We start from the raw sequence: 19,596 nt of genomic DNA, 5'->3' as shown, positions 1-19,596 counted from the left end.
CTTTTACCCTTTGTTGTTGATTACAGCTGGAGCCAGAACTTGTACCACCAGCACCAAAACCCACGTTGCTATCAGCGGCATGAATACCACTTTCAAAACCGCCAGCGCCATCACCAGTAGAGCAAAGGTCAGCAACACCTTACACACTTCACCGAGAGCGAAGGACCAGGCCACACGGCCTTTGGCGGGTGTATGCGCCTGATGACGCCAGGCAAAAATCATAAACAATACGTTTGGCAGAACAACCGCCAAACCCCCGCACACGGCGGAGATGCCCCAGAAGGGGTCTTTGAGGCTAAACAGCAGTCCACTTGCTATCACAGCCAGAAACTGAATGAACAGAAGCTTACGAGCAACGTTTCTACTCAAGAGCGACACAGACATCACGTTTTTACTCCTGCTCCCTTCGAGGTATGCCGCGTGTCGTATAAAACGTCCTTTAAGGCTCAGAGTCAAGCATCAAAAAGCGGTCAAATTATACGGTGCGCACCCGTGATTTCAAACATTAAGTAGCGAAAAGGTGAATAAATGTTTAAATATTTTTCCCCGCCGCTATTTTTTAACTTTTCCTGAAAGCCACGACCTTCGACCAAAACTGCAAACAGCGCGAAAACGTTGGCTACAAAGCGTGCACGAGATCACAAAATACACATTTGCGATAAGGGTGTATTTATCAAAGACGCAAATCGGTTTATTTCATCTTAATGAAATTAAAGACAAATTATCGTAACTATTTTCAAAACAGCCCGGTATACAATAAAAACCTTTTATTGACATTCTTAATAAATATTTAACATTCGATTCTGGTTGCCGTATTCCACTTTTAGCAGACTGATATTTTCGATGTTGACTATCTTCATGCTGAACAATGGCTGTTACGTTAACCGTTAGAAAAACCTTAGTAACACAGAGGTTAAACTCTCTTCGGTAAAACCCGAGAATTTGTGCTGTTATTTAACATGGTCAGAACAGCACGAATTCCACAATTTTTATTAAATATTTAAAAATTGTTTGGCTTAATTATCACCAGATGGCGTTCACCCTCAAGCTGAGGAATGTTTAATTTCTCAACGGATTCGACAGCAAAACCCTCCGGAAGCTGTTCAATTTCATCGCCCGGCAACTGCCCTTTCAGGGCATAAAAGCGGCCATCTTGTGCAGGCAAGTGCTTACACCAGCTCACCATATCATTGAGCGACGCAAACGCGCGGCTGATAACACCGTCAAACGGTGGCTCCGCGGGGAACGCCTCTACCCTGCTCTGTACAGGGGCGATATTCTCCAGCTTCAGCTCATGCTGGACCTGACGTAAAAAACGGACGCGTTTGCCAAGGCTGTCCAGCAGCGTGAAATGGCTCTCAGGGCGGACAATCGACAGCGGGATCCCCGGCAGGCCAGGACCTGTGCCCACATCGATAAAGCGCTCCCCTTTAAGATACGGCGCAACCACGATGCTATCGAGGATATGACGAACCAGCATCTCGTTGGGGTCGCGAACAGACGTCAGGTTGTACGCTTTATTCCATTTGTTCAGCATATCGACATAGGCCACCAGCTGAGTTTTCTGGTGATCGGTGAGCGAAATACCTGCCTGTTCCAGCAGACGAGAGAGTTTATTGAGCACAGTGGGTACCTGTTTAGACATAAATTGCCCGGTGGCGCTTACCGGGCCTACGAATTAGCAGGGCGGGTAGCGAAGCGCCACCCGCCAAAAGCACTGGATATTATGCGCTACGGCGCAGCATACCTTGCTTTTTCAGCCACACCAGCAGAATCGAAATCGCGGCAGGTGTGACACCGGAGATACGGGATGCCTGACCGATCGACACAGGCTTGTGATCGTTCAGCTTGGCGATCACTTCATTGGAAAGCCCCGTCACCTGACGGTAGTCCAGCATTTCCGGCAGCAGCGTATTTTCGTTGCGCTGCTGTTTTTCAATCTCATCCTGCTGACGCGCGATGTAACCTTCGTATTTGACCTGGATCTCAACCTGTTCAGCCGCTTCAGCGTCGTCAAGGCCAGGCGCGAACGCGGTCAGTTTCACCAGGTTCTCGTAGGTCACTTCAGGGCGACGCAGCAAGTCTTCGCCGCTGGCTTCGCGCGAAAGCGGCGCAGTTAAGTGAGCATTCACTTCTGCAGCGGTTTCCGCCTGGGGATTCACCCAGGTGGTTTTCAGGCGCTGACGTTCCTGCTCAATGCGTTCCAGTTTTTCGTTATAGCGCGCCCAACGTTCGTCATCCACCAGACCCAGTTCACGACCCACTTCGGTCAGACGCAGGTCGGCGTTATCTTCGCGCAGCATCAGGCGATATTCCGCGCGAGAGGTAAACATACGGTACGGTTCTTTGGTACCCAGGGTGCAGAGATCGTCGACCAGCACGCCCAGATAAGCCTGAGAACGCGCAGGTGCCCAGCCCTCTTTCTCCGCAGAGAAGCGTGCTGCGTTCAGACCGGCAAGCAGACCCTGAGCGGCAGCTTCTTCGTAACCGGTCGTGCCGTTAATCTGGCCGGCGAAGAACAGACCGTGGATGAATTTGCTCTCCAGGGTTGGCTTCAGATCACGCGGATCGAAGAAATCGTACTCAATAGCGTAGCCAGGACGAACGATTTTCGCGTTCTCCATACCCTGCATTGAGCGAACAATTTGCATCTGCACATCGAACGGCAGGCTGGTGGAGATGCCGTTCGGGTAAATTTCATTTGACGTCAGTCCTTCCGGCTCCAGGAAGATCTGGTGCTGGTTACGATCGGCAAAGCGCATCACTTTGTCTTCGATCGACGGACAGTAACGCGGGCCGATCCCTTCGATCACGCCAGCGTACATTGGGCTGCGGTCAAGGTTATTGCGGATCACGTCATGGGTTTTTTCGTTGGTATGCGTGATGTAGCACGGTACCTGCTGCGGATGTTGAGCCGCATTGCCCATGAACGAGAACACCGGCATGGGGTTATCACCGTGCTGTTGTGCCAGCACGCTGAAATCAATGGTGCGCGCATCAATACGCGGTGGCGTGCCTGTTTTCAGGCGACTGACGCGCAGCGGAAGTTCACGCAGACGACGAGACAGCGGAATGGACGGCGGATCGCCAGCACGGCCACCGCTGTAGTTATCCAGACCGATATGGATTTTGCCATCCAGGAAGGTCCCGACAGTCAGTACGACGGCTTTCGCGCGGAACTTGAGGCCCATCTGGGTTACGGCACCCACAACGCGATCGTTTTCAACGATAAGATCTTCTACCGCCTGCTGGAAGATCATCAGGTTTGGCTGATTCTCCAGGGCAGTACGTACCGCCTGACGGTAAAGCACGCGGTCTGCCTGAGCACGGGTGGCACGCACAGCGGGACCTTTGCTCGCGTTTAGTATCCTAAACTGAATGCCGGCATGATCGATCGCTTTCGCCATCAGGCCGCCAAGTGCATCCACTTCTTTTACCAGGTGTCCTTTCCCAATGCCGCCAATCGCCGGATTACAGGACATTTGTCCCAGCGTGTCGATATTGTGTGTCAAAAGCAGGGTCTGCTGACCCATTCGCGCTGCGGCCATTGCGGCCTCAGTGCCTGCATGACCCCCGCCAATGATGATGACGTCAAAAGGATCCTGATAAAACATGGTGGTCTGCCTCGCGTAAAGCGGTATGAAAATGGATTGAAGCCCGGGCCGTGGATTCTACTCAACTTTAGTCTTTCGAGAAAGCATTGGGATCCTGGGCTATTAAAAAGAAGATCTTTTTATTTAGAGATCTGTTCTATTGTGATCTCTTATTAGGATCGAGTACCTCTGTGGATAAGCCCGATCTCACGATGAAGATCATGCAGTTAGAAAGGATCGTTTGCTGTGAATGATCGGTGATCCTGGCCAGTATAAGCTGGGATCAGATCGCGACTTTATACACAGGACCAAAACAGCCTCAGAGTTATAACTTGGATAACTACCGCTTAATACGAGCTTTTAACCAGAGTTATCCACATCTGTTCGCGCGATCTTTAATCGTTTTTGAGTAAATTTTTCCATTCACCCAGCCAGATCTCCGCTGGATCTTCCGGAATGTCATGATCGAGGATGTTGATCTTCAGTGTTTCACCCAGCTGTTTTGCCCCACAGGCAGTCACAGCGGCTTCGACTTTCTCTATTGCACCGCAAAAGGTGTCATATTCACGACTGCCGATACCCACCGCGCCAAAACGGACGTTTGACAGGTCAGGCTGCTGTTCCAGCAGTTCGTCATATAAAGGTTGCAGATTATCCGGCAGATCGCCTGCGCCGTGCGTCGAGGTGATCAGTAGCCAGACCCCATCAGTCGGGAGATCGTCAAGCAACGGGCCGTGCAATGTTTCGGTGGAAAAGCCCGCGTCTTCCAGCTTCTCAGCCAGATGTTCCGCAACGTATTCCGCGCCGCCCAGGGTGCTGCCACTGATAAGGGTAATGTCCGCCATTGATCGCTCGCTCAAATAAAGAGGGGCTCATTGTACGCTGTGAACGAGCTGGGATCTACCTGTGGAAAATGTGGGAATGAATTTGCCCGATCAGGGGCGGATGGTACGCATGATCGGGTTCTGCAGGGAGATCAATGTTTCAGTGGACTGAATTTCATCAATTGTTTGGATCTTGTTGATAAGTACCTGCTGGAGGGCATCAATGGAGCGGCACATCACCTTTATAAAGATACTGTAGTGCCCGGTGGTGTAGTACGCCTCTGTGACTTCTTCAAGCGCGTTGAGCTTCGCCAGGGCTGACGGATAGTCTTTGGCGCTTTTGAGAATAATGCCAATAAAGCAGCAGACGTCATAACCCAGCTGCTTAGGGCTGACGTCGATACGAGCACCGGTAATGATCCCCGCCTGTTTCATCTTTTCCACGCGGACGTGGATTGTGCCCGGACTGACGCCAAACTGTTTCGCCAGTTCCGCGTAGGCAGTACGTGCATTGGCCATTAAGGCCTCCAGGATGCCCCGGTCCAGATTATCGATCTGATAATTTTCCATAGCTTTTTCTTATGAAGATTAATGAATCTCTCTATTCTAGCGCCTTATTTTAATGAATCAAAAGTGAAGGTGGCTTTTTGTTGATGGGTTATTGAATAACAGGCCATTTCTGTTGCTTAATCTCTATCAACAGGACGCAGGAGTATAAATAATGAAAACCGCTTACATCGCAAAACAACGCCAGATCAGCTTCGTTAAATCCCATTTTTCACGTCAGCTGGAAGACAAGCTTGGTCTGATCGAAGTCCAGGCGCCCATTCTCAGCCGCGTGGGTGACGGGACGCAGGACAACCTTTCTGGATGCGAAAAAGCGGTACAGGTGAAAGTGAAAACACTGCCAGACGCCCAGTTCGAAGTGGTGCATTCCCTTGCGAAGTGGAAACGTCAAACCCTGGGACAACACGACTTCAGCGCGGGCGAAGGGCTTTACACGCACATGAAAGCCCTTCGCCCCGATGAAGACCGTCTTACGCCAATGCACTCTGTCTACGTCGATCAATGGGACTGGGAGCGCGTCATGGGCGATGGCGAGCGTCACGTCGGTACGCTGAAATCCACCGTTGAGGCGATCTACGCCGGGATCAAAGCGACCGAAGCGGCAGTGAGCAAAGAGTTTGGTCTGGCACCGTTCCTGCCGGAATCGATCCACTTTGTCCACAGCCAGGAACTGCTGAGCCGTTATCCCGATCTGGATGCCAAAGGCCGCGAGCGTGCGATCGCCAAAGAATTGGGTGCTGTGTTCCTGATCGGGATTGGCGGCAAATTGTCTGACGGTAAACGCCATGATGTGCGTGCGCCGGATTATGATGACTGGAGCACGACGGGTGAAGGCGAACGCGCCGGTCTGAACGGTGATATTCTGGTCTGGAACCCGGTGCTGGAAGATGCGTTCGAGCTCTCTTCAATGGGGATCCGCGTGGATGCCGACGCCCTGAAGCGTCAGCTGGCACTGACCGGGGATGAAGATCGTCTCACGCTGGAGTGGCACCAGGCGTTGCTGCGCGGAGAGATGCCGCAGACCATTGGCGGCGGTATTGGCCAGTCCCGTCTGACCATGCTGCTGTTGCAGCTGCCACATATTGGTCAGGTGCAGTGCGGTGTCTGGCCGCAACAGGTACGCGATCGCGTTGAATCTCTTCTGTAATTAGCGCTGCCAGCGTCTTAGCAGGCGGCTACGTAACCCGGTATCAAAGCGCCAGATATGATCGAAGATGCGCATGATGCCGGGTTTTCCATGGGCAGACATCGCCACAGCATGGAAACGGTGCTGATGCACTCGCTGTAGCTCCTTCACTTTATTCACCACGTCATCCGGTAGCCGCTGGGCAATAAAATCGGAGATGACCACGGCGTCAGCGTCATACCAGTCTCCTCCCTGCATCCGCTCAACGATGCTTCGAAAACAGCTGGCCAGATCGGTACCGCCACGAAAGCGCTGGCTTAAAAAGCGGATCGCCTGCTCAATACCCTGCTGATGGGTCAATTCATACCCCACAACTTCGCTGGAAAAGAGCATGATGAAGCAGCGACGTCGATCGGCGAGCGCCACGCGCATCAGAGCCAGGCAGAACGCTTTCGCGCACTGTTCGTTAAACCCTCCCATCGAGCCGGACGTATCCACGCACACAATAAAGGGCCCGCGCGGCTGTTCGTCAAAATCCTGATGGATGACCGGGCGCTGGCTGAGCTTTTCACGCCAGGCTTCGCCATGCAACCGGTAGGTCAGAAGCTGTTTTTCCACCAGCCGGCGATAAAACTCGTACTCAAGCTCAGTCATCCCCAGGGTACTCAGCTCCGTGGGCAGCAGGCGCAAAATATCGTCGCTTTGCTGGAGCCCATCCACCTGCTCAGGCACGGTGGCCGGTTCACGGACCAGGGTGCGGAAGGTCTCCATTGGGGCATCTTTCTTTGGGACCGATTTGGCCTCCCGTGAACGACCCAGCTGTTCGGCAAGCTTCATCAGCTCTGGCTGCTGTGCCAGAAAATCGCCGTACTTGACGATGAGCTGGTAATCTCCGCGCCGCAGCTGACCAGCGCTCATATCCCAAAGACGCCCGGCGGCGTTTTCATTTTCCACCAGCACCTGCTCCAGCTGACCGCTTAAGGTCATGCGTTCCTGCACTTCGCTAAGCAGCTGTTCACGCTCCTCATCCAGCAACTGCTGGTTCAACGTTGTGGCCTGCACCACCAGGCTGAGGCGCCAGCGTTGTAAAAAGAGGGTGTGTAGCGCGGGGGTAAACGTGGCGTTATCCATGACCAGCGCTCGCGCCTGGCTGGCAAACGGAGAGTGTACCGTGTCGAGTAACGTCAGGGTTTGCGGGAGCTGGGCGATAAACTGTGACGTAGAGAGCCGCTGGCACTGCTGATAGCAGGCCACCTCGTCAGTTAATTCAGGGGGGACTTCGGTCTCTTTGAACCGCTGACGCAGGTTTTCGCGCCAGCGCGGGAGATCGTCGGTCATCGCCTTTTTGAGCCGCGGGAATTTTTCAAAAAAAGCCGCCAGCTGCGGGGAGGCCAGAAGGGTGATGACCACCTCTTCGATCAACCCCTCTTCGCTGACGGCCAGCATGACGTTAAGCGTATCCAGCGTTAGCATTGACGAGCCTGTTTGATCTGCGCGCTGACATCCTGCAGGCTGGCTTCGATGCGACCTAACCAGTCGCTATGAATAAAGAGGCATTTTTGCTGCTCGCTGAAGCGCGTATGTTGCTGGTGCCATTCCGTATCCAGCGCTTCAAGCTGGCGTTTAATCTCTTCCGGCACGCTGTCAGAGGCGGTTCCCGGAAGCGCAAGACGCGATCCCTGCAGGCTGACGTCGCGGATCACCAGATGCTGGCTGCTGTCCACTTCCAGCGTCAGCGGCTGGGCAAAACCGATGCCGTTAAGTTTGCCGCGGATCTCCCCGCCCTTATCAAGCCACTGAGCCAGTGGTTCTCGCTCCACGGTGATATGGACCACCTGCATGTCATGAAGCTTAAGGGGCTGCTGAAGCAGGAGCGTCAGCGTTGTACTGGTCAGTTCGGACGGCAGCTCATAATGCGCTTTGCGGGCGAACATACCGCCAAGGCGGTTTACTTTCAGCGCTGTTTTATCGCTTTGTTGTTGCTGCAGCTGAATGCGCCGTTGGGCAATCGCCCCGAGCTGGTTGAGCATCGACTGCTGGCTCCAGGCGTGTCCGGTCATCAATACGTCAAGCTGCTGCTGCATCAGGTTCATGCCTTCCGCGTCGTGCCAGAGACAATCTTTTAAAAGGATCAGATCGATTGGCGCAACGGCATCGCGGCCGCTGAACAGGGCGCTGGCCTGCAGCAGGCGGATCGCTTTTTTCCAGCGACGATCGGAGACATACGGCGCAGAAGGCAGTAAATCGAGCTGCTGGCGCAGCAGATAGATCAGCTCAAACACCGAATCCGGCAGTGTGATTTTGCCGATATCCTCCTGCCACTGGTAATACTCCTCATCCGTGACCTGCAGCGAAGCGGGGACCGGGTTTTCATTCTCATCCTGCTGGCTGATCAGCATCGAGCGGAAGTTGGATTTATCCTGCACTTTGTCGAGCCACAGGCGGATCAGCATGCGGTCATACAGCGCTTCAAGGCTGCTGTCGGCTTCCGGGAGTTCGTTAGAGGCCGCCACCAGCAGGCGCATCGGGATTTTCTCTTCGCTGGCACCGTTGCGGAATCGGCGTTCGTTTATCGCCGTGAGCAGGGTGTTCAGAATAGCCGGCCCCGCTTTCCAGATCTCATCAAGAAAAACAATTTCCGCTTCCGGAAGATACCCCTCAGTCAGGCGCTGATAGCGCCCCTCATCTTTCAGCGCCTGAATGGAAAGCGGGCCGAAAACTTCTTCTGGGGTGGAAAAGCGGGTCATCAGGTATTCGAAAGCGCGGGCGTTCTGAAAGGCAAATTTCAGCCGGCGGGCAATCAGGCTTTTGGCGATGCCCGGAGGACCAAGCAGAAAGACGCTTTCACCGCTCAACGCCGCCAGTAAACAGAGGCGAATGGCGTGGCTACGCTCGAAAAGGCCTTTTTCCAGCGCGCCGCTGAGGCGGGAAATTCTTTCTGCTATTAAATGTGAGTGAGCCATAATAGTTTTGCATCCTTTCGCCGTCGTGGCGGCCAATTGAAGCGAGTATAGACGTTTCAGTCAGGGCTGGTAATAGACTGAAGTGCGGCGCTATTTTCTTTGCGCTACATTAATGCGGTTGCATTTAGGGGTACGATTTTGCATTGAATCGTGCATACTGTGCGCTTTTTGTGGGCCAAGGGACTAAGCACACATTTGTTATTTAAACGAAAAGACTAGTCTATGAGCACTGATAATAAGCAATCATTACCCGCAATAACGCTTGCGGCGATCGGGGTTGTCTACGGTGATATCGGCACCAGCCCGCTTTATACGCTTCGTGAATGTCTGTCCGGTCAGTTTGGTTTTGGTGTTGAGCGCGATGCCGTCTTTGGCTTCCTGTCCCTCATCTTCTGGCTGCTGATCCTGGTGGTTTCAGTGAAATACCTCTCCTTCGTTATGCGTGCAGATAACGCCGGTGAAGGGGGGATCCTGACTCTGATGTCCCTTGCCGGGCGGAATACCTCCGCCAGAATGACGTCGGTGCTGGTCATTATCGGCCTGATTGGCGGCAGCTTCTTCTATGGGGAAGTCGTCATTACGCCCGCGATTTCGGTTCTCTCGGCGATAGAGGGGCTGGAGATTATCGCGCCACAGCTTGATTCGTGGGTTGTTCCGCTGGCGATCCTTGTCCTGACGCTGCTGTTCATCATCCAGAAGCATGGCACCGGGTTGGTGGGCAAGCTGTTCGCTCCGATTATGCTGGCCTGGTTCCTGGTCCTGGCGGCACTCGGTTTACGCAGCATTATTGCTAACCCGGACGTGCTGCATGCGCTGAACCCATACTGGGCCGTGCATTTCTTCCTTGAATACAAAGTGGTTTCCTTCGTCGCGCTCGGTGCCGTCGTGCTCTCTATCACCGGTGTTGAGGCGCTGTATGCCGATATGGGGCACTTCGGGAAACTGCCTATCCGCGTGGCGTGGTTTTTAGTGGTCCTGCCGTCGCTGGTGCTGAACTATTTCGGTCAGGGTGCGCTGCTGCTGCAAAACCCGGAGGCGATTAAGAACCCATTCTTCCTGCTGGCTCCGGACTGGGCGCTGGTGCCCATGCTGATTCTGGCGACGCTGGCGACCGTTATTGCCTCGCAGGCGGTAATTTCAGGCGTGTTCTCTCTGACGCGTCAGGCCGTGCGTCTGGGGTATCTCTCGCCTATGCGCATTATCCATACCTCCGAGATGGAGTCGGGCCAGATTTACATTCCGTTCATCAACTGGCTGCTCTATTTCGCCGTGGTGATTGTCATCGTCAGCTTCGAGCACTCCAGCAACCTGGCGGCGGCGTACGGTATTGCGGTAACCGGTACGATGGTACTGACCTCGCTGCTCTCCACCACGGTAGCGTACCGAAACTGGCACTGGAACAAATTCCTCGTGATGATGATTCTGGTCGGCTTCCTGTGCATTGACGTGCCGCTGTTCTCCGCCAACCTCGACAAGATTGTCTCTGGTGGCTGGCTGCCGCTGACGCTCGGTCTGGTGATGTTCATTGTCATGACCACGTGGAAAAGCGAACGTTTCCGCCTTCTGCGCCGTATGCATGAGCACGGTAACTCCCTGGAGGCTATGATTGCCTCGCTGGAGAAATCGCCGCCGGTCCGCGTGCCGGGCACCGCGGTGTATATGTCGCGTGCGCTGAACGTTATCCCGTTTGCGCTGATGCATAACCTCAAGCACAACAAAGTGCTGCACGAGCGCGTGATTCTGCTGACCCTGCGCACCGAAGATGCCCCGTATGTCCACAATGTCCGCCGCGTGCAAATCGAGCAACTGTCGCCGACCTTCTGGCGCGTAGTGGCAAGCTACGGCTGGCGTGAGACACCAAACGTCGAAGAGGTGTTCCATCGCTGCGGTCTGGAAGGTCTGAGCTGTCGCATGATGGAGACCTCGTTCTTTATGTCCCACGAGTCGCTGATTATCGGCAAGCGCCCCTGGTATTTGCGTCTGCGCGGCAAGTTGTACCTTATCCTGCAGCGTAACGCCCTTCGCGCGCCTGACCAGTTTGAGATCCCGCCTAACCGTGTGATTGAGCTGGGAACGCAGGTCGAAATCTAGATCCTCATGTGGCCTGGTGCCCTCTCCTGGATGGAGAGGGTGCAACCCTAAAAAAGCGGTAACCAAAGGGTTACCGTTTTTGCATTTATCGCCTTCTCATTTCACGTAGCGAAACGTTTCGACGCCGATCACAAATCTGTTATGTCATGGTGGTTTTCTGAACACCGTTAAGACTAAACTGATTTCAGCGAAACGTTTCGCTAGTGGAGCAAGAAAATGAAGAAAGGCACCGTTCTTAACGCAGAAATCTCATCGGTTATTTCCCGTCTTGGGCATACCGATACGCTGGTGGTTTGCGATGCAGGCTTACCGGTTCCGCGCAGCACAACCCGTATTGATATGGCGTTAACGCAGGGCGTGCCCTCGTTTATGCAGGTACTGGACGTGGTGACGGCGGAGATGCAGGTTGAGGCGGCCATTCTCGCGACGGAAATTAAACACCATAATCCGCAACTCCACGAAACGTTGCTCAGCCACATTGAGCAACTGCAACAACACCAGGGAAACACCATAGAAATTCGTTACACAACGCACGAGCAATTCAAACAACAAACCGCAGACAGTCAGGCGGTGATTCGCAGCGGGGAGTGTTCCCCGTATGCGAATATCATTCTCTGTGCTGGCGTCACCTTCTGAGGCCATCATGGACGCATTACTGCAACTGAAAGGGATCGATAAAGCGTTCCCGGGCGTAAAAGCCCTCTCTGGCGCGGCACTGAACGTTTATCCCGGACGCGTAATGGCGCTGGTGGGCGAAAACGGGGCCGGCAAATCCACCATGATGAAAGTGCTGACCGGTATCTATCAACGCGATGCCGGCTCGCTGCTGTGGCTGGGTAAAGAGACCACGTTCAACGGCCCGAAATCTTCCCAGGATGCGGGTATCGGTATTATCCACCAGGAGCTGAACCTGATCCCGCAGCTCAGCATTGCGGAAAACATCTTCCTCGGACGCGAGTTCGTTAACCGGTTTGGCAAAATCGACTGGAAAACGATGTATGCCGAAGCGGACAAACTGCTGGCGAAGCTAAACCTGCGCTTCAAGAGCGACCGTCTGGTGGGCGACCTTTCCATTGGCGATCAGCAAATGGTTGAAATCGCGAAGGTGCTGAGCTTTGAGTCGAAGGTCATCATTATGGATGAACCGACGGACGCGCTGACCGACACCGAAACCGAATCTTTATTCCGCGTTATCCGCGAGCTGAAATCGCAGGGACGCGGGATTGTCTATATCTCTCACCGTATGAAAGAGATTTTCGAGATCTGCGACGACGTAACGGTCTTCCGCGACGGGCAATTCATTGCCGAGCGCGAAGTCGCCACGCTGACCGAAGATACCCTTATCGAAATGATGGTGGGACGTAAGCTCGAAGACCAGTATCCGCATCTGGACAAAGCACCGGGTGAGATCCGCCTTAAGGTGGATAACCTCTGTGGCCCGGGCGTGAACGATGTCACCTTTACCCTGCGCCAGGGGGAGATCCTTGGCGTGGCGGGGTTAATGGGGGCAGGCCGTACCGAGCTGATGAAAGTGCTCTATGGCGCACTGCCGCGTACCAGCGGTTATGTCACGCTCGACGGTCATGAGGTGGTGACTCGCTCTCCACAGGATGGCCTGGCAAACGGCATCGTCTATATCTCCGAAGACCGCAAGCGTGACGGCTTAGTGCTGGGGATGTCGGTAAAAGAGAACATGTCGCTTACTGCCCTGCGCTATTTCAGCCGCAGCGGTGGCAGCCTGAAGCACAAAGATGAACAGCAGGCGGTCAGCGATTTTATCCGTCTCTTCAACGTTAAAACGCCGTCGATGGAGCAGGCGATTGGCCTGTTGTCCGGTGGTAATCAGCAAAAAGTGGCCATTGCGCGCGGTCTGATGACGCGCCCGAAAGTGCTGATCCTTGATGAGCCAACCCGCGGCGTGGACGTTGGGGCCAAGAAAGAGATCTATCAGCTGATTAACCAGTTCAAGGCCGACGGCCTGAGCATCATTCTGGTCTCTTCCGAGATGCCAGAAGTATTAGGCATGAGCGATCGCATTATCGTCATGCATGAAGGGCATCTCGGTGGTGAATTCACTCGCGAGCAGGCCACCCAGGAAGTTCTGATGGCTGCCGCTGTGGGCAAGCTTAATCGCGTGAATCAGGAGTAAGAAGATGACTACCCAGGCTGTTTCTGGTCGCCGTTATTTCACAAAGGCATGGCTGCTGGAACAAAAATCGCTGATTGCCCTGCTGGTGTTGATCGCGATTGTTTCGACCATGAGTCCAAACTTTTTTACCGTTAATAACCTGTTCAATATTCTTCAGCAGACGTCGGTTAACGCCATTATGGCGGTAGGGATGACGCTGGTGATTTTGACGTCGGGTATCGATCTGTCCGTCGGTTCCCTGCTGGCGCTCACCGGTGCGGTTGCGGCTTCAATTGTAGGGATTGAAGTCAACGCGCTGGTGGCCGTTGCAGCTGCGCTGGCACTTGGGGCGGCAATTGGTGCCGTGACCGGTGTGATTGTGGCGAAAGGTCGCGTTCAGGCGTTCATTGCGACGCTGGTCATGATGCTCCTGCTGCGCGGTGTCACCATGGTTTACACCAACGGCAGTCCGGTAAATACCGGCTTTACGGATAACGCCGATCTGTTTGGCTGGTTCGGTATTGGTCGTCCGCTGGGTATCCCGACGCCGGTCTGGATCATGGCTATCGTTTTCCTCGCGGCGTGGTACATGCTGCATCACACCCGTCTGGGTCGTTATATCTATGCGCTGGGCGGTAACGAAGCGGCAACGCGTCTGTCCGGGATCAGCGTCAATAAAGTCAAAATCATCGTCTATTCGCTGTGTGGTCTGCTGGCCTCTCTGGCAGGCATCATCGAAGTGGCGCGCCTCTCTTCTGCGCAGCCAACGGCGGGGACGGGGTATGAGCTGGATGCCATTGCGGCAGTCGTTCTGGGCGGTACGAGTCTTGCGGGCGGTAAAGGTCGCATTGTTGGGACATTGATCGGCGCACTGATCCTTGGTTTCCTGAATAATGGTTTGAATTTATTAGGTGTTTCCTCCTATTACCAGATGATCGTTAAAGCAGTGGTGATTTTGCTGGCGGTCCTGGTAGACAACAAAAAACAGTAACTGACGACACTACAGGACATCTTAGATATGAACATGAAAAAACTGGCTACCCTGGTTTCTGCTGTCGCGCTGAGCGCAACCGTAAGTGCTAACGCAATGGCGAAAGACACCATCGCGCTGGTTATCTCCACGCTGAACAACCCGTTCTTCGTCTCTCTGAAGGACGGTGCACAGAAAGAAGCTGACAAACTGGGCTACAACCTGGTGGTGCTGGACTCTCAGAACAACCCGGCGAAAGAGCTGGCAAACGTTCAGGACTTAACCGTACGTGGCACCAAAATCCTGCTGATCAACCCAACGGATTCTGACGCTGTGGGTAACGCCGTGAAGATGGCAAATCAGGCGAAGATCCCGGTCATCACCCTTGACCGTCAGGCGACGAAAGGCGACGTAGTCAGCCACATCGCTTCTGATAACGTACTGGGTGGCAAAATCGCGGGTGACTACATCGCGAAGAAAGCGGGTGAAGGCGCGAAAGTTATCGAATTGCAGGGTATTGCCGGTACGTCAGCGGCGCGTGAGCGTGGTGAAGGCTTCCAGCAGGCTGTTGCAGCGCACAAATTTAACGTACTGGCCAGCCAGCCTGCTGACTTCGACCGCACGAAAGGTCTGAACGTGATGCAGAACCTGCTGACCGCGCACCCTGACGTGCAGGCTGTGTTTGCACAGAACGATGAAATGGCGCTGGGCGCGCTGCGTGCTCTGCAGACCGCAGGTAAATCTGATGTGATGGTTGTCGGATTTGACGGCACGCCGGATGGTGAAAAAGCAGTAAAAGATGGCAAACTGGCGGCGACCATCGCTCAGCTGCCTGAGCAGATCGGCGCAACGGGCGTGCAGACTGCTGATAAAGTGCTGAAGGGCGAAAAAGTTCAGGCCAAATATCCTGTTGACCTGAAACTGGTCATCAAGCAGTAAAAGGCGAATCAGGCAGTCGCTGGCTGCCTGAGGGACACCCTATAAAGAAAAGTGTGGCATACGCCACCGGGTCACACCGGTGGCGCTCTCAGATGGACACCTCAACCATGAAAATCGCAGGCAATCTTGTCGTCCTTGGCAGTATCAATGCCGATCACATTCTTAACCTTGAATCGTTCCCGACACCGGGCGAAACCGTCACCGGTAATCAGTATCAGGTAGCGTTCGGCGGTAAGGGCGCCAACCAGGCCGTCGCCGCAGGACGCAGTGGGGCGAAGATCGCCTTTATTGCCTGCACGGGTGATGACGATACCGGTGAGCGCGTACGCAAACAGCTGGCCAGCGATAACATTGATATTGCGCCTGTCAGCGTTGTCGAAGGGGAATCAACCGGCGTGGCGCTGATTTTCGTCAACGCGGAAGGTGAGAATGTCATCGGTATTCATGCGGGGGCTAACGCCGCGCTGACCACTGAGCGGGTGAACGCGCAGCGCGAGATCATCGCGAATGCCGAAGCGCTTCTGATGCAGCTGGAATCACCTGTTGAAAGCGTCCTGGCGGCCGCAGCGATAGCGCATCAAAATCATACCACTGTCGTACTCAATCCTGCGCCTGCGCGGGTATTATCAGACGAGCTGCTGGCGCTGGTGGATATCATTACCCCGAACGAAACTGAAGCGGAGAAACTGACAGGCGTTCGCGTTGAAAATGATGACGACGCCGCGCGGGCGGCGAAAGTGCTGCACGATAAAGGCATCGGCACCGTTATCATTACCCTTGGCAGCCGAGGAGTGTGGGCCAGCGTAAACGGGGAAGGCCGTCGCGTGCCGGGCTTTAAGGTTAAGGCTATTGATACCATCGCGGCGGGAGATACCTTTAACGGTGCATTGATGACTGCGCTGCTGGAAGGCAAGAGAATGGATGATGCTATTCGCTTTGCCCATGCCGCCGCGGCGATTGCCGTAACGCGCAAAGGTGCCCAGCCTTCCGTTCCGTGGCGTAAAGAGATTGATGAATTCTTAAGTCAGCAGGGGTAACGCTTGGCCACAATGAAAGATGTCGCCCGCCAGGCGGGCGTTTCTACGTCGACAGTCTCCCACGTCATTAATAACGATCGCTTCGTTAGCGAGGCGATTCGGGAGAAAGTCGAAGCTGCGGTTAAAGATCTCAATTATGCGCCGTCCGCGCTGGCGCGCAGCCTCAAGCTCAACCAGACGCGCACCATCGGCATGCTGATCACCGCCAGTACCAATCCCTTTTATTCTGAACTTGTTCGCGGTGTCGAACGCAGCTGCTTCGAGCGTGGTTACAGCCTGGTGCTGTGCAATACCGAAGGGGATGAGCAGCGAATGAACCGCAACCTGGAGACGCTGATGCAAAAACGCGTCGACGGGTTACTGCTGCTGTGTACCGAAACACATCAGCCCTCGAAAGAGATTATTCAGCGCTACCCTTCTATTCCCACGGTGATGATGGACTGGGCGCCGTTCGACGGTACCAGCGATCTCATTCAGGATAACTCGCTGCTGGGAGGTGACATGGCCACCCAGTATCTGATCGATAAAGGCTATACCCGCATCGCCTGCATTACTGGCCCCCTGGATAAAACCCCGGCGCGCTTGCGTCTTGAGGGGTATCTTTCTGCGATGGCGCGGGCGGGGCTTACTGTTCCGGATGGCTACCGTATTACCGGTGATTTCGAATTTAACGGCGGCTTTGAAGCTATGCAGAAACTGCTGTCGCAAGCGCAGCGTCCGCAGGCTGTGTTTATCGGCAACGATGCGATGGCGTTTGGCGCGTATCAGGCGTTATATCAGGCGGGACTGCGTGTTCCACACGATATGGCGGTGATTGGTTACGATGACATTGAACTGGCCCGCTACATGACGCCGCCGCTTACCACGATTCATCAGCCAAAAGATGAACTGGGCGAGCTGGCCATCGATGTGCTTATTCACCGAATGGCCGAGCCCGGCCTGCAGCAGCAACGTCTGCAGCTTACTCCTGTTCTGATGGAACGGGGTTCGGTTTAGCTTTTGCTTTGTGGCGCTCTTTGATCAGGTTGCGGCCATCTTTGGGTTTTAACAGCATAAAGACCAGCGCCGACACGACGGTGAGTGCGCCCATGGTAATAAAGGTATAGTGGAACTGTTCGACGGTGTTCGCGCTGTCAAAACCTTCATAAAACCGCAGCACCGCCGCACTGACGGCTACCCCCAGACTGATCGACAACTGCTGAGTTACTGCCAGCACGCTGTTGCCGCTACTGGCGTTATCGTCGGTCAGGTCGGCGAGGGTGATGGTGTTCATCGACGTGAACTGTGTCGACATTGCCATTCCCAGCACAAACAGGGGCAGAATCAGCATCCAGACTGGTAAAGAGGCGGATTGCAGGGAGAACTGCGCGATCATCAGCCCGATAAAGACCGTTACACCTACCAGCGTCTTACGATAGCCAAACCAGCGCAACACCTGCGTGACGGTTGATTTGGCCAGAATAGAGCCCATCGCCGTGGGTGCCATCATGCAACCGGCAATCAGAGCCGGGTAGCCGAAACCCACCTGCAGCATCAGTGGCATCAGGAACGGCACGCAGCCCGTCCCCAGGCGTGAGGCAATGTTGCCCGCAATCCCCACGGAAAACGTTCGGGTGTTAAACAGCGACAGAGAAATTAACGGCGTCGGGTGATGGCGTGCATGACGTATATAAAGAAGGAACAGCAAAATACCGCCGAGGATGACGGAGAGTGCAATCCATGTCGCCACGATCTTCTCACCAAACAGCTCCATCCCGCTGGAGAAGAGTACCAGGCTCAGGCCAAACAGGAAAAAACCACGCATATCGAAACGGCGTCTTGGGGTGGTGAAGTTCGGCATATATTTGCGGGCATAAAGCAGCCCCGCGACGCCAATGGGAATATTAATCAGGAAGATCCAGTGCCAGCTTGCCCAGGTGACGAATACCCCGCCGAGAACCGGACCCAGTATGGGGCCGACCAGGCCGGGCATCGTGACGAAGTTGAGCACAGGAAGCAGTTCGCTGCGCGGATAGGCGCGCAGTAACGCCAGACGCGCCACGGGCATCATCATCGCCCCGCCAACGCCCTGAAGCACACGGAAGATGACCAGCTCTGTAAGAGACGTTGACAGCGCACAGGCCAAAGAGCCGAGCGTAAAGAGCGTCACGGCCAGCATGAATATTTTGCGGGTGCCGAAGCGGTCAGCCAGCCAGCCGCTCACCGGAATGAGCATCGCGACAGTCAGGGTATAACTGATGATGGCGGACTGCATCGCCAGCGGGGATCGGTTAAGGCTTTGTGCAATCGCGGGTAGCGCTGTGTTGAGGATGGTGGCATCCAGTGCCTGCATAAAGAACGCCATGGCTGCAATCCACGGCAATCCGGCCATGCTGCGCGCTTTTTTCTCTCTCATTTATGTACCTGCTGGTGGGTTGGCGCGGCCAGCAATGCCTGGCATGCATCCTGGGCTCGCTGCCCGTCGCTCTCCTGAATGGCATCAACAATCGCCTGGTGCAAATCCAGCTTTACCACTTCGTCTTGTGTAATAGAGGTAAAGTAGGTGTGGTATACCGAATGGAATAAAGAGGCAAAGGATGTCAGGAACGGATTGGCGCTCATCATATAGATGTGTTCATGCCAGGCCATATCGACCTCAATCCAGCGTTCGCGGTTGAAGTGTTTTTTCAGGAACACCATCTCTTCCATCAGGGCATTGAGCTGCGCTTTCTGTTCTGCCGTCCCGAGCGTGGCGGCAAGGAGGCAGGCCTGAGGTTCAAGACTGCTGCGCATCACCAGGAAGTGATCGACAACCTGATGAAAGTTATCTTCCGTCATCCACCATGAGAGCAGTTCCTGATCGAGGAAGTTCCAGTTGCTCTGTGGCATCACACGCGTACCAATGCGAGGACGCGGAAGCACCATGCCTTTTGCCGTTAAGGTTTTCACCGCTTCGCGAACGGCGGTACGGCTCACCCCAAACTGCTCACCCAACTCCATTTCACCCGGCAGGATGCTCCCCGGGGCATATTTACCCGCTAAAATCAGCTGAGCCAGTTTTTCTGCCAGCACATACGACAGGTTTTTTTGGGCAGCCAGTTGTTGTGCGCTTAATGGCATCGCGTTTATTCCTTAAAGATTCATGCTGATAATTATGCCACCTCGGGTGTTATTGTGGTTGCAGATACATCAAATAGAACAATTTGTAGCTTGATTTCACCCCTGTTGGTGAAAAAAAACACGGACAGAAACTTTTTTTGAATTTCCTCTTGTCACTTCAGAATAACTCCCTATAATGCGCCTCCACTGACACGGAACAACGGCACACACGCCGCCGGGTCAGCAGAGATAAGCGAAAATAAATGCTTGACTCTGAAGC

Annotated in this window: 17 protein-coding genes; 8 read left to right on the top strand and 9 right to left on the bottom strand. The window is 54.3% G+C overall.

Going from position 1 to position 19,596, the window contains the following annotated elements; all coding sequences use genetic code 11:
• Positions 1 to 3: 3 nt before the first annotated feature.
• From atpI to asnC, 5 genes are all read right to left on the bottom strand, one after another.
• A complete protein-coding gene (atpI, locus tag AC2FAP_RS17280) occupies positions 4 to 384 on the bottom strand; it encodes a F0F1 ATP synthase subunit I (protein WP_008500194.1) in 381 nt (126 codons plus the stop codon).
• A gap of 616 nt (positions 385 to 1,000) precedes the next feature.
• Positions 1,001 to 1,624 carry a 16S rRNA (guanine(527)-N(7))-methyltransferase RsmG gene (rsmG, locus tag AC2FAP_RS17275; RefSeq protein WP_032679279.1) on the bottom strand — a complete coding sequence of 208 codons (624 nt, stop codon included), beginning with the start codon at positions 1,622 to 1,624 and terminating at the stop codon, positions 1,001 to 1,003.
• 100 nt (positions 1,625 to 1,724) lie between these two features.
• Positions 1,725 to 3,614, bottom strand: a complete 1,890-nt coding sequence (gene mnmG, locus AC2FAP_RS17270) for a tRNA uridine-5-carboxymethylaminomethyl(34) synthesis enzyme MnmG (protein WP_049021945.1) — start codon at positions 3,612 to 3,614, stop codon at positions 1,725 to 1,727.
• 374 nt (positions 3,615 to 3,988) lie between these two features.
• Positions 3,989 to 4,438: an FMN-binding protein MioC gene (mioC, locus tag AC2FAP_RS17265; RefSeq protein WP_020882767.1), complete on the bottom strand. Its 450-nt coding sequence runs from the start codon at positions 4,436 to 4,438 to the stop codon at positions 3,989 to 3,991.
• A gap of 90 nt (positions 4,439 to 4,528) precedes the next feature.
• Positions 4,529 to 4,987: a transcriptional regulator AsnC gene (gene asnC, locus AC2FAP_RS17260; protein ID WP_014172275.1), complete on the bottom strand. Its 459-nt coding sequence runs from the start codon at positions 4,985 to 4,987 to the stop codon at positions 4,529 to 4,531.
• Positions 4,988 to 5,138: 151 nt separating this feature from the next.
• Here asnC and asnA point away from each other — a divergent pair, with 151 nt between their 5' ends.
• Entirely contained in the window at positions 5,139 to 6,131 is a 993-nt protein-coding gene (gene asnA, locus AC2FAP_RS17255) for an aspartate--ammonia ligase (protein WP_020882768.1), read from the top strand.
• Here the strand turns inward: asnA and viaA are convergent, their stop codons facing one another.
• On the bottom strand, positions 6,132 to 7,583 hold the full coding sequence (gene viaA / locus AC2FAP_RS17250; protein WP_449541946.1) for an ATPase RavA stimulator ViaA: 1,452 nt from the start codon (positions 7,581 to 7,583) through the stop codon (positions 6,132 to 6,134).
• Entirely contained in the window at positions 7,577 to 9,073 is a 1,497-nt protein-coding gene (ravA, locus tag AC2FAP_RS17245) for an ATPase RavA (protein WP_449541947.1), read from the bottom strand. The genes viaA and ravA overlap by 7 nt, the downstream gene beginning before the upstream one ends.
• 222 nt (positions 9,074 to 9,295) lie before the next feature.
• Between ravA and kup the strand changes: the two genes are divergently transcribed.
• The 7 genes from kup (at position 9,296) to rbsR (ending at position 17,234) form a co-directional block, all read left to right on the top strand.
• Positions 9,296 to 11,164, top strand: a complete 1,869-nt coding sequence (gene kup / locus AC2FAP_RS17240) for a low affinity potassium transporter Kup (protein ID WP_014172271.1) — start codon at positions 9,296 to 9,298, stop codon at positions 11,162 to 11,164.
• 216 nt (positions 11,165 to 11,380) lie between these two features.
• A complete protein-coding gene (gene rbsD / locus AC2FAP_RS17235; protein ID WP_020882770.1) occupies positions 11,381 to 11,800 on the top strand; it encodes a D-ribose pyranase in 420 nt (139 codons plus the stop codon).
• Between the two features lie 7 nt (positions 11,801 to 11,807).
• Positions 11,808 to 13,313, top strand: coding sequence for a ribose ABC transporter ATP-binding protein RbsA (gene rbsA / locus AC2FAP_RS17230; protein ID WP_020882771.1), 1,506 nt, complete (start codon positions 11,808 to 11,810; stop codon positions 13,311 to 13,313).
• Between the two features lie 4 nt (positions 13,314 to 13,317).
• The gene (rbsC, locus tag AC2FAP_RS17225; RefSeq protein ID WP_020882772.1) at positions 13,318 to 14,283 is read left to right on the top strand and encodes a ribose ABC transporter permease; all 966 of its coding nucleotides are present in this window, start codon (positions 13,318 to 13,320) and stop codon (positions 14,281 to 14,283) included.
• A gap of 27 nt (positions 14,284 to 14,310) precedes the next feature.
• Positions 14,311 to 15,201 (top strand): ribose ABC transporter substrate-binding protein RbsB, encoded by an 891-nt coding sequence (gene rbsB, locus AC2FAP_RS17220; RefSeq protein ID WP_014172267.1) that lies wholly within the window; start codon positions 14,311 to 14,313, stop codon positions 15,199 to 15,201.
• Between the two features lie 107 nt (positions 15,202 to 15,308).
• On the top strand, positions 15,309 to 16,238 hold the full coding sequence (rbsK, locus tag AC2FAP_RS17215; protein WP_449541949.1) for a ribokinase: 930 nt from the start codon (positions 15,309 to 15,311) through the stop codon (positions 16,236 to 16,238).
• 3 nt (positions 16,239 to 16,241) lie between these two features.
• Entirely contained in the window at positions 16,242 to 17,234 is a 993-nt protein-coding gene (rbsR, locus tag AC2FAP_RS17210; protein WP_072255737.1) for a ribose operon transcriptional repressor RbsR, read from the top strand.
• Here the strand turns inward: rbsR and mdtD are convergent.
• Positions 17,200 to 18,633, bottom strand: a complete 1,434-nt coding sequence (gene mdtD / locus AC2FAP_RS17205; RefSeq protein WP_049021939.1) for a multidrug transporter subunit MdtD — start codon at positions 18,631 to 18,633, stop codon at positions 17,200 to 17,202. The two genes, rbsR and mdtD, sit on opposite strands and share 35 nt — an antisense overlap.
• Positions 18,630 to 19,337 (bottom strand): FadR/GntR family transcriptional regulator, encoded by a 708-nt coding sequence (locus AC2FAP_RS17200; RefSeq protein WP_020882776.1) that lies wholly within the window; start codon positions 19,335 to 19,337, stop codon positions 18,630 to 18,632. Before AC2FAP_RS17200 ends, mdtD begins: the two co-directional genes overlap by 4 nt.
• Between the last annotated feature and the right edge of the window lie 259 nt (positions 19,338 to 19,596).

Source organism: Enterobacter cloacae complex sp. 394I7, assembly GCF_057320345.1.
This window is presented reverse-complemented; position numbering and strand designations above follow the sequence as displayed.

Bases quoted from the DNA above. Each gene is read 5' to 3' on its own strand.
- atpI (WP_008500194.1), bottom strand. From the start codon at position 384: ATGTCTGTGTCGCTCTTGAGTAGAAACGTTGCTCGTAAGCTTCTGTTC.
- mnmG (WP_049021945.1), bottom strand. From the start codon at position 3,614: ATGTTTTATCAGGATCCTTTTGACGTCATCATCATTGGCGGGGGTCAT.
- mioC (WP_020882767.1), bottom strand. From the start codon at position 4,438: ATGGCGGACATTACCCTTATCAGTGGCAGCACCCTGGGCGGCGCGGAA.
- asnC (WP_014172275.1), bottom strand. From the start codon at position 4,987: ATGGAAAATTATCAGATCGATAATCTGGACCGGGGCATCCTGGAGGCC.
- asnA (WP_020882768.1), top strand. From the start codon at position 5,139: ATGAAAACCGCTTACATCGCAAAACAACGCCAGATCAGCTTCGTTAAA.
- viaA (WP_449541946.1), bottom strand. From the start codon at position 7,583: ATGCTAACGCTGGATACGCTTAACGTCATGCTGGCCGTCAGCGAAGAG.
- ravA (WP_449541947.1), bottom strand. From the start codon at position 9,073: ATGGCTCACTCACATTTAATAGCAGAAAGAATTTCCCGCCTCAGCGGC.
- kup (WP_014172271.1), top strand. From the start codon at position 9,296: ATGAGCACTGATAATAAGCAATCATTACCCGCAATAACGCTTGCGGCG.
- rbsD (WP_020882770.1), top strand. From the start codon at position 11,381: ATGAAGAAAGGCACCGTTCTTAACGCAGAAATCTCATCGGTTATTTCC.
- rbsA (WP_020882771.1), top strand. From the start codon at position 11,808: ATGGACGCATTACTGCAACTGAAAGGGATCGATAAAGCGTTCCCGGGC.
- rbsC (WP_020882772.1), top strand. From the start codon at position 13,318: ATGACTACCCAGGCTGTTTCTGGTCGCCGTTATTTCACAAAGGCATGG.
- rbsB (WP_014172267.1), top strand. From the start codon at position 14,311: ATGAACATGAAAAAACTGGCTACCCTGGTTTCTGCTGTCGCGCTGAGC.
- rbsK (WP_449541949.1), top strand. From the start codon at position 15,309: ATGAAAATCGCAGGCAATCTTGTCGTCCTTGGCAGTATCAATGCCGAT.
- mdtD (WP_049021939.1), bottom strand. From the start codon at position 18,633: ATGAGAGAGAAAAAAGCGCGCAGCATGGCCGGATTGCCGTGGATTGCA.
- AC2FAP_RS17200 (WP_020882776.1), bottom strand. From the start codon at position 19,337: ATGCCATTAAGCGCACAACAACTGGCTGCCCAAAAAAACCTGTCGTAT.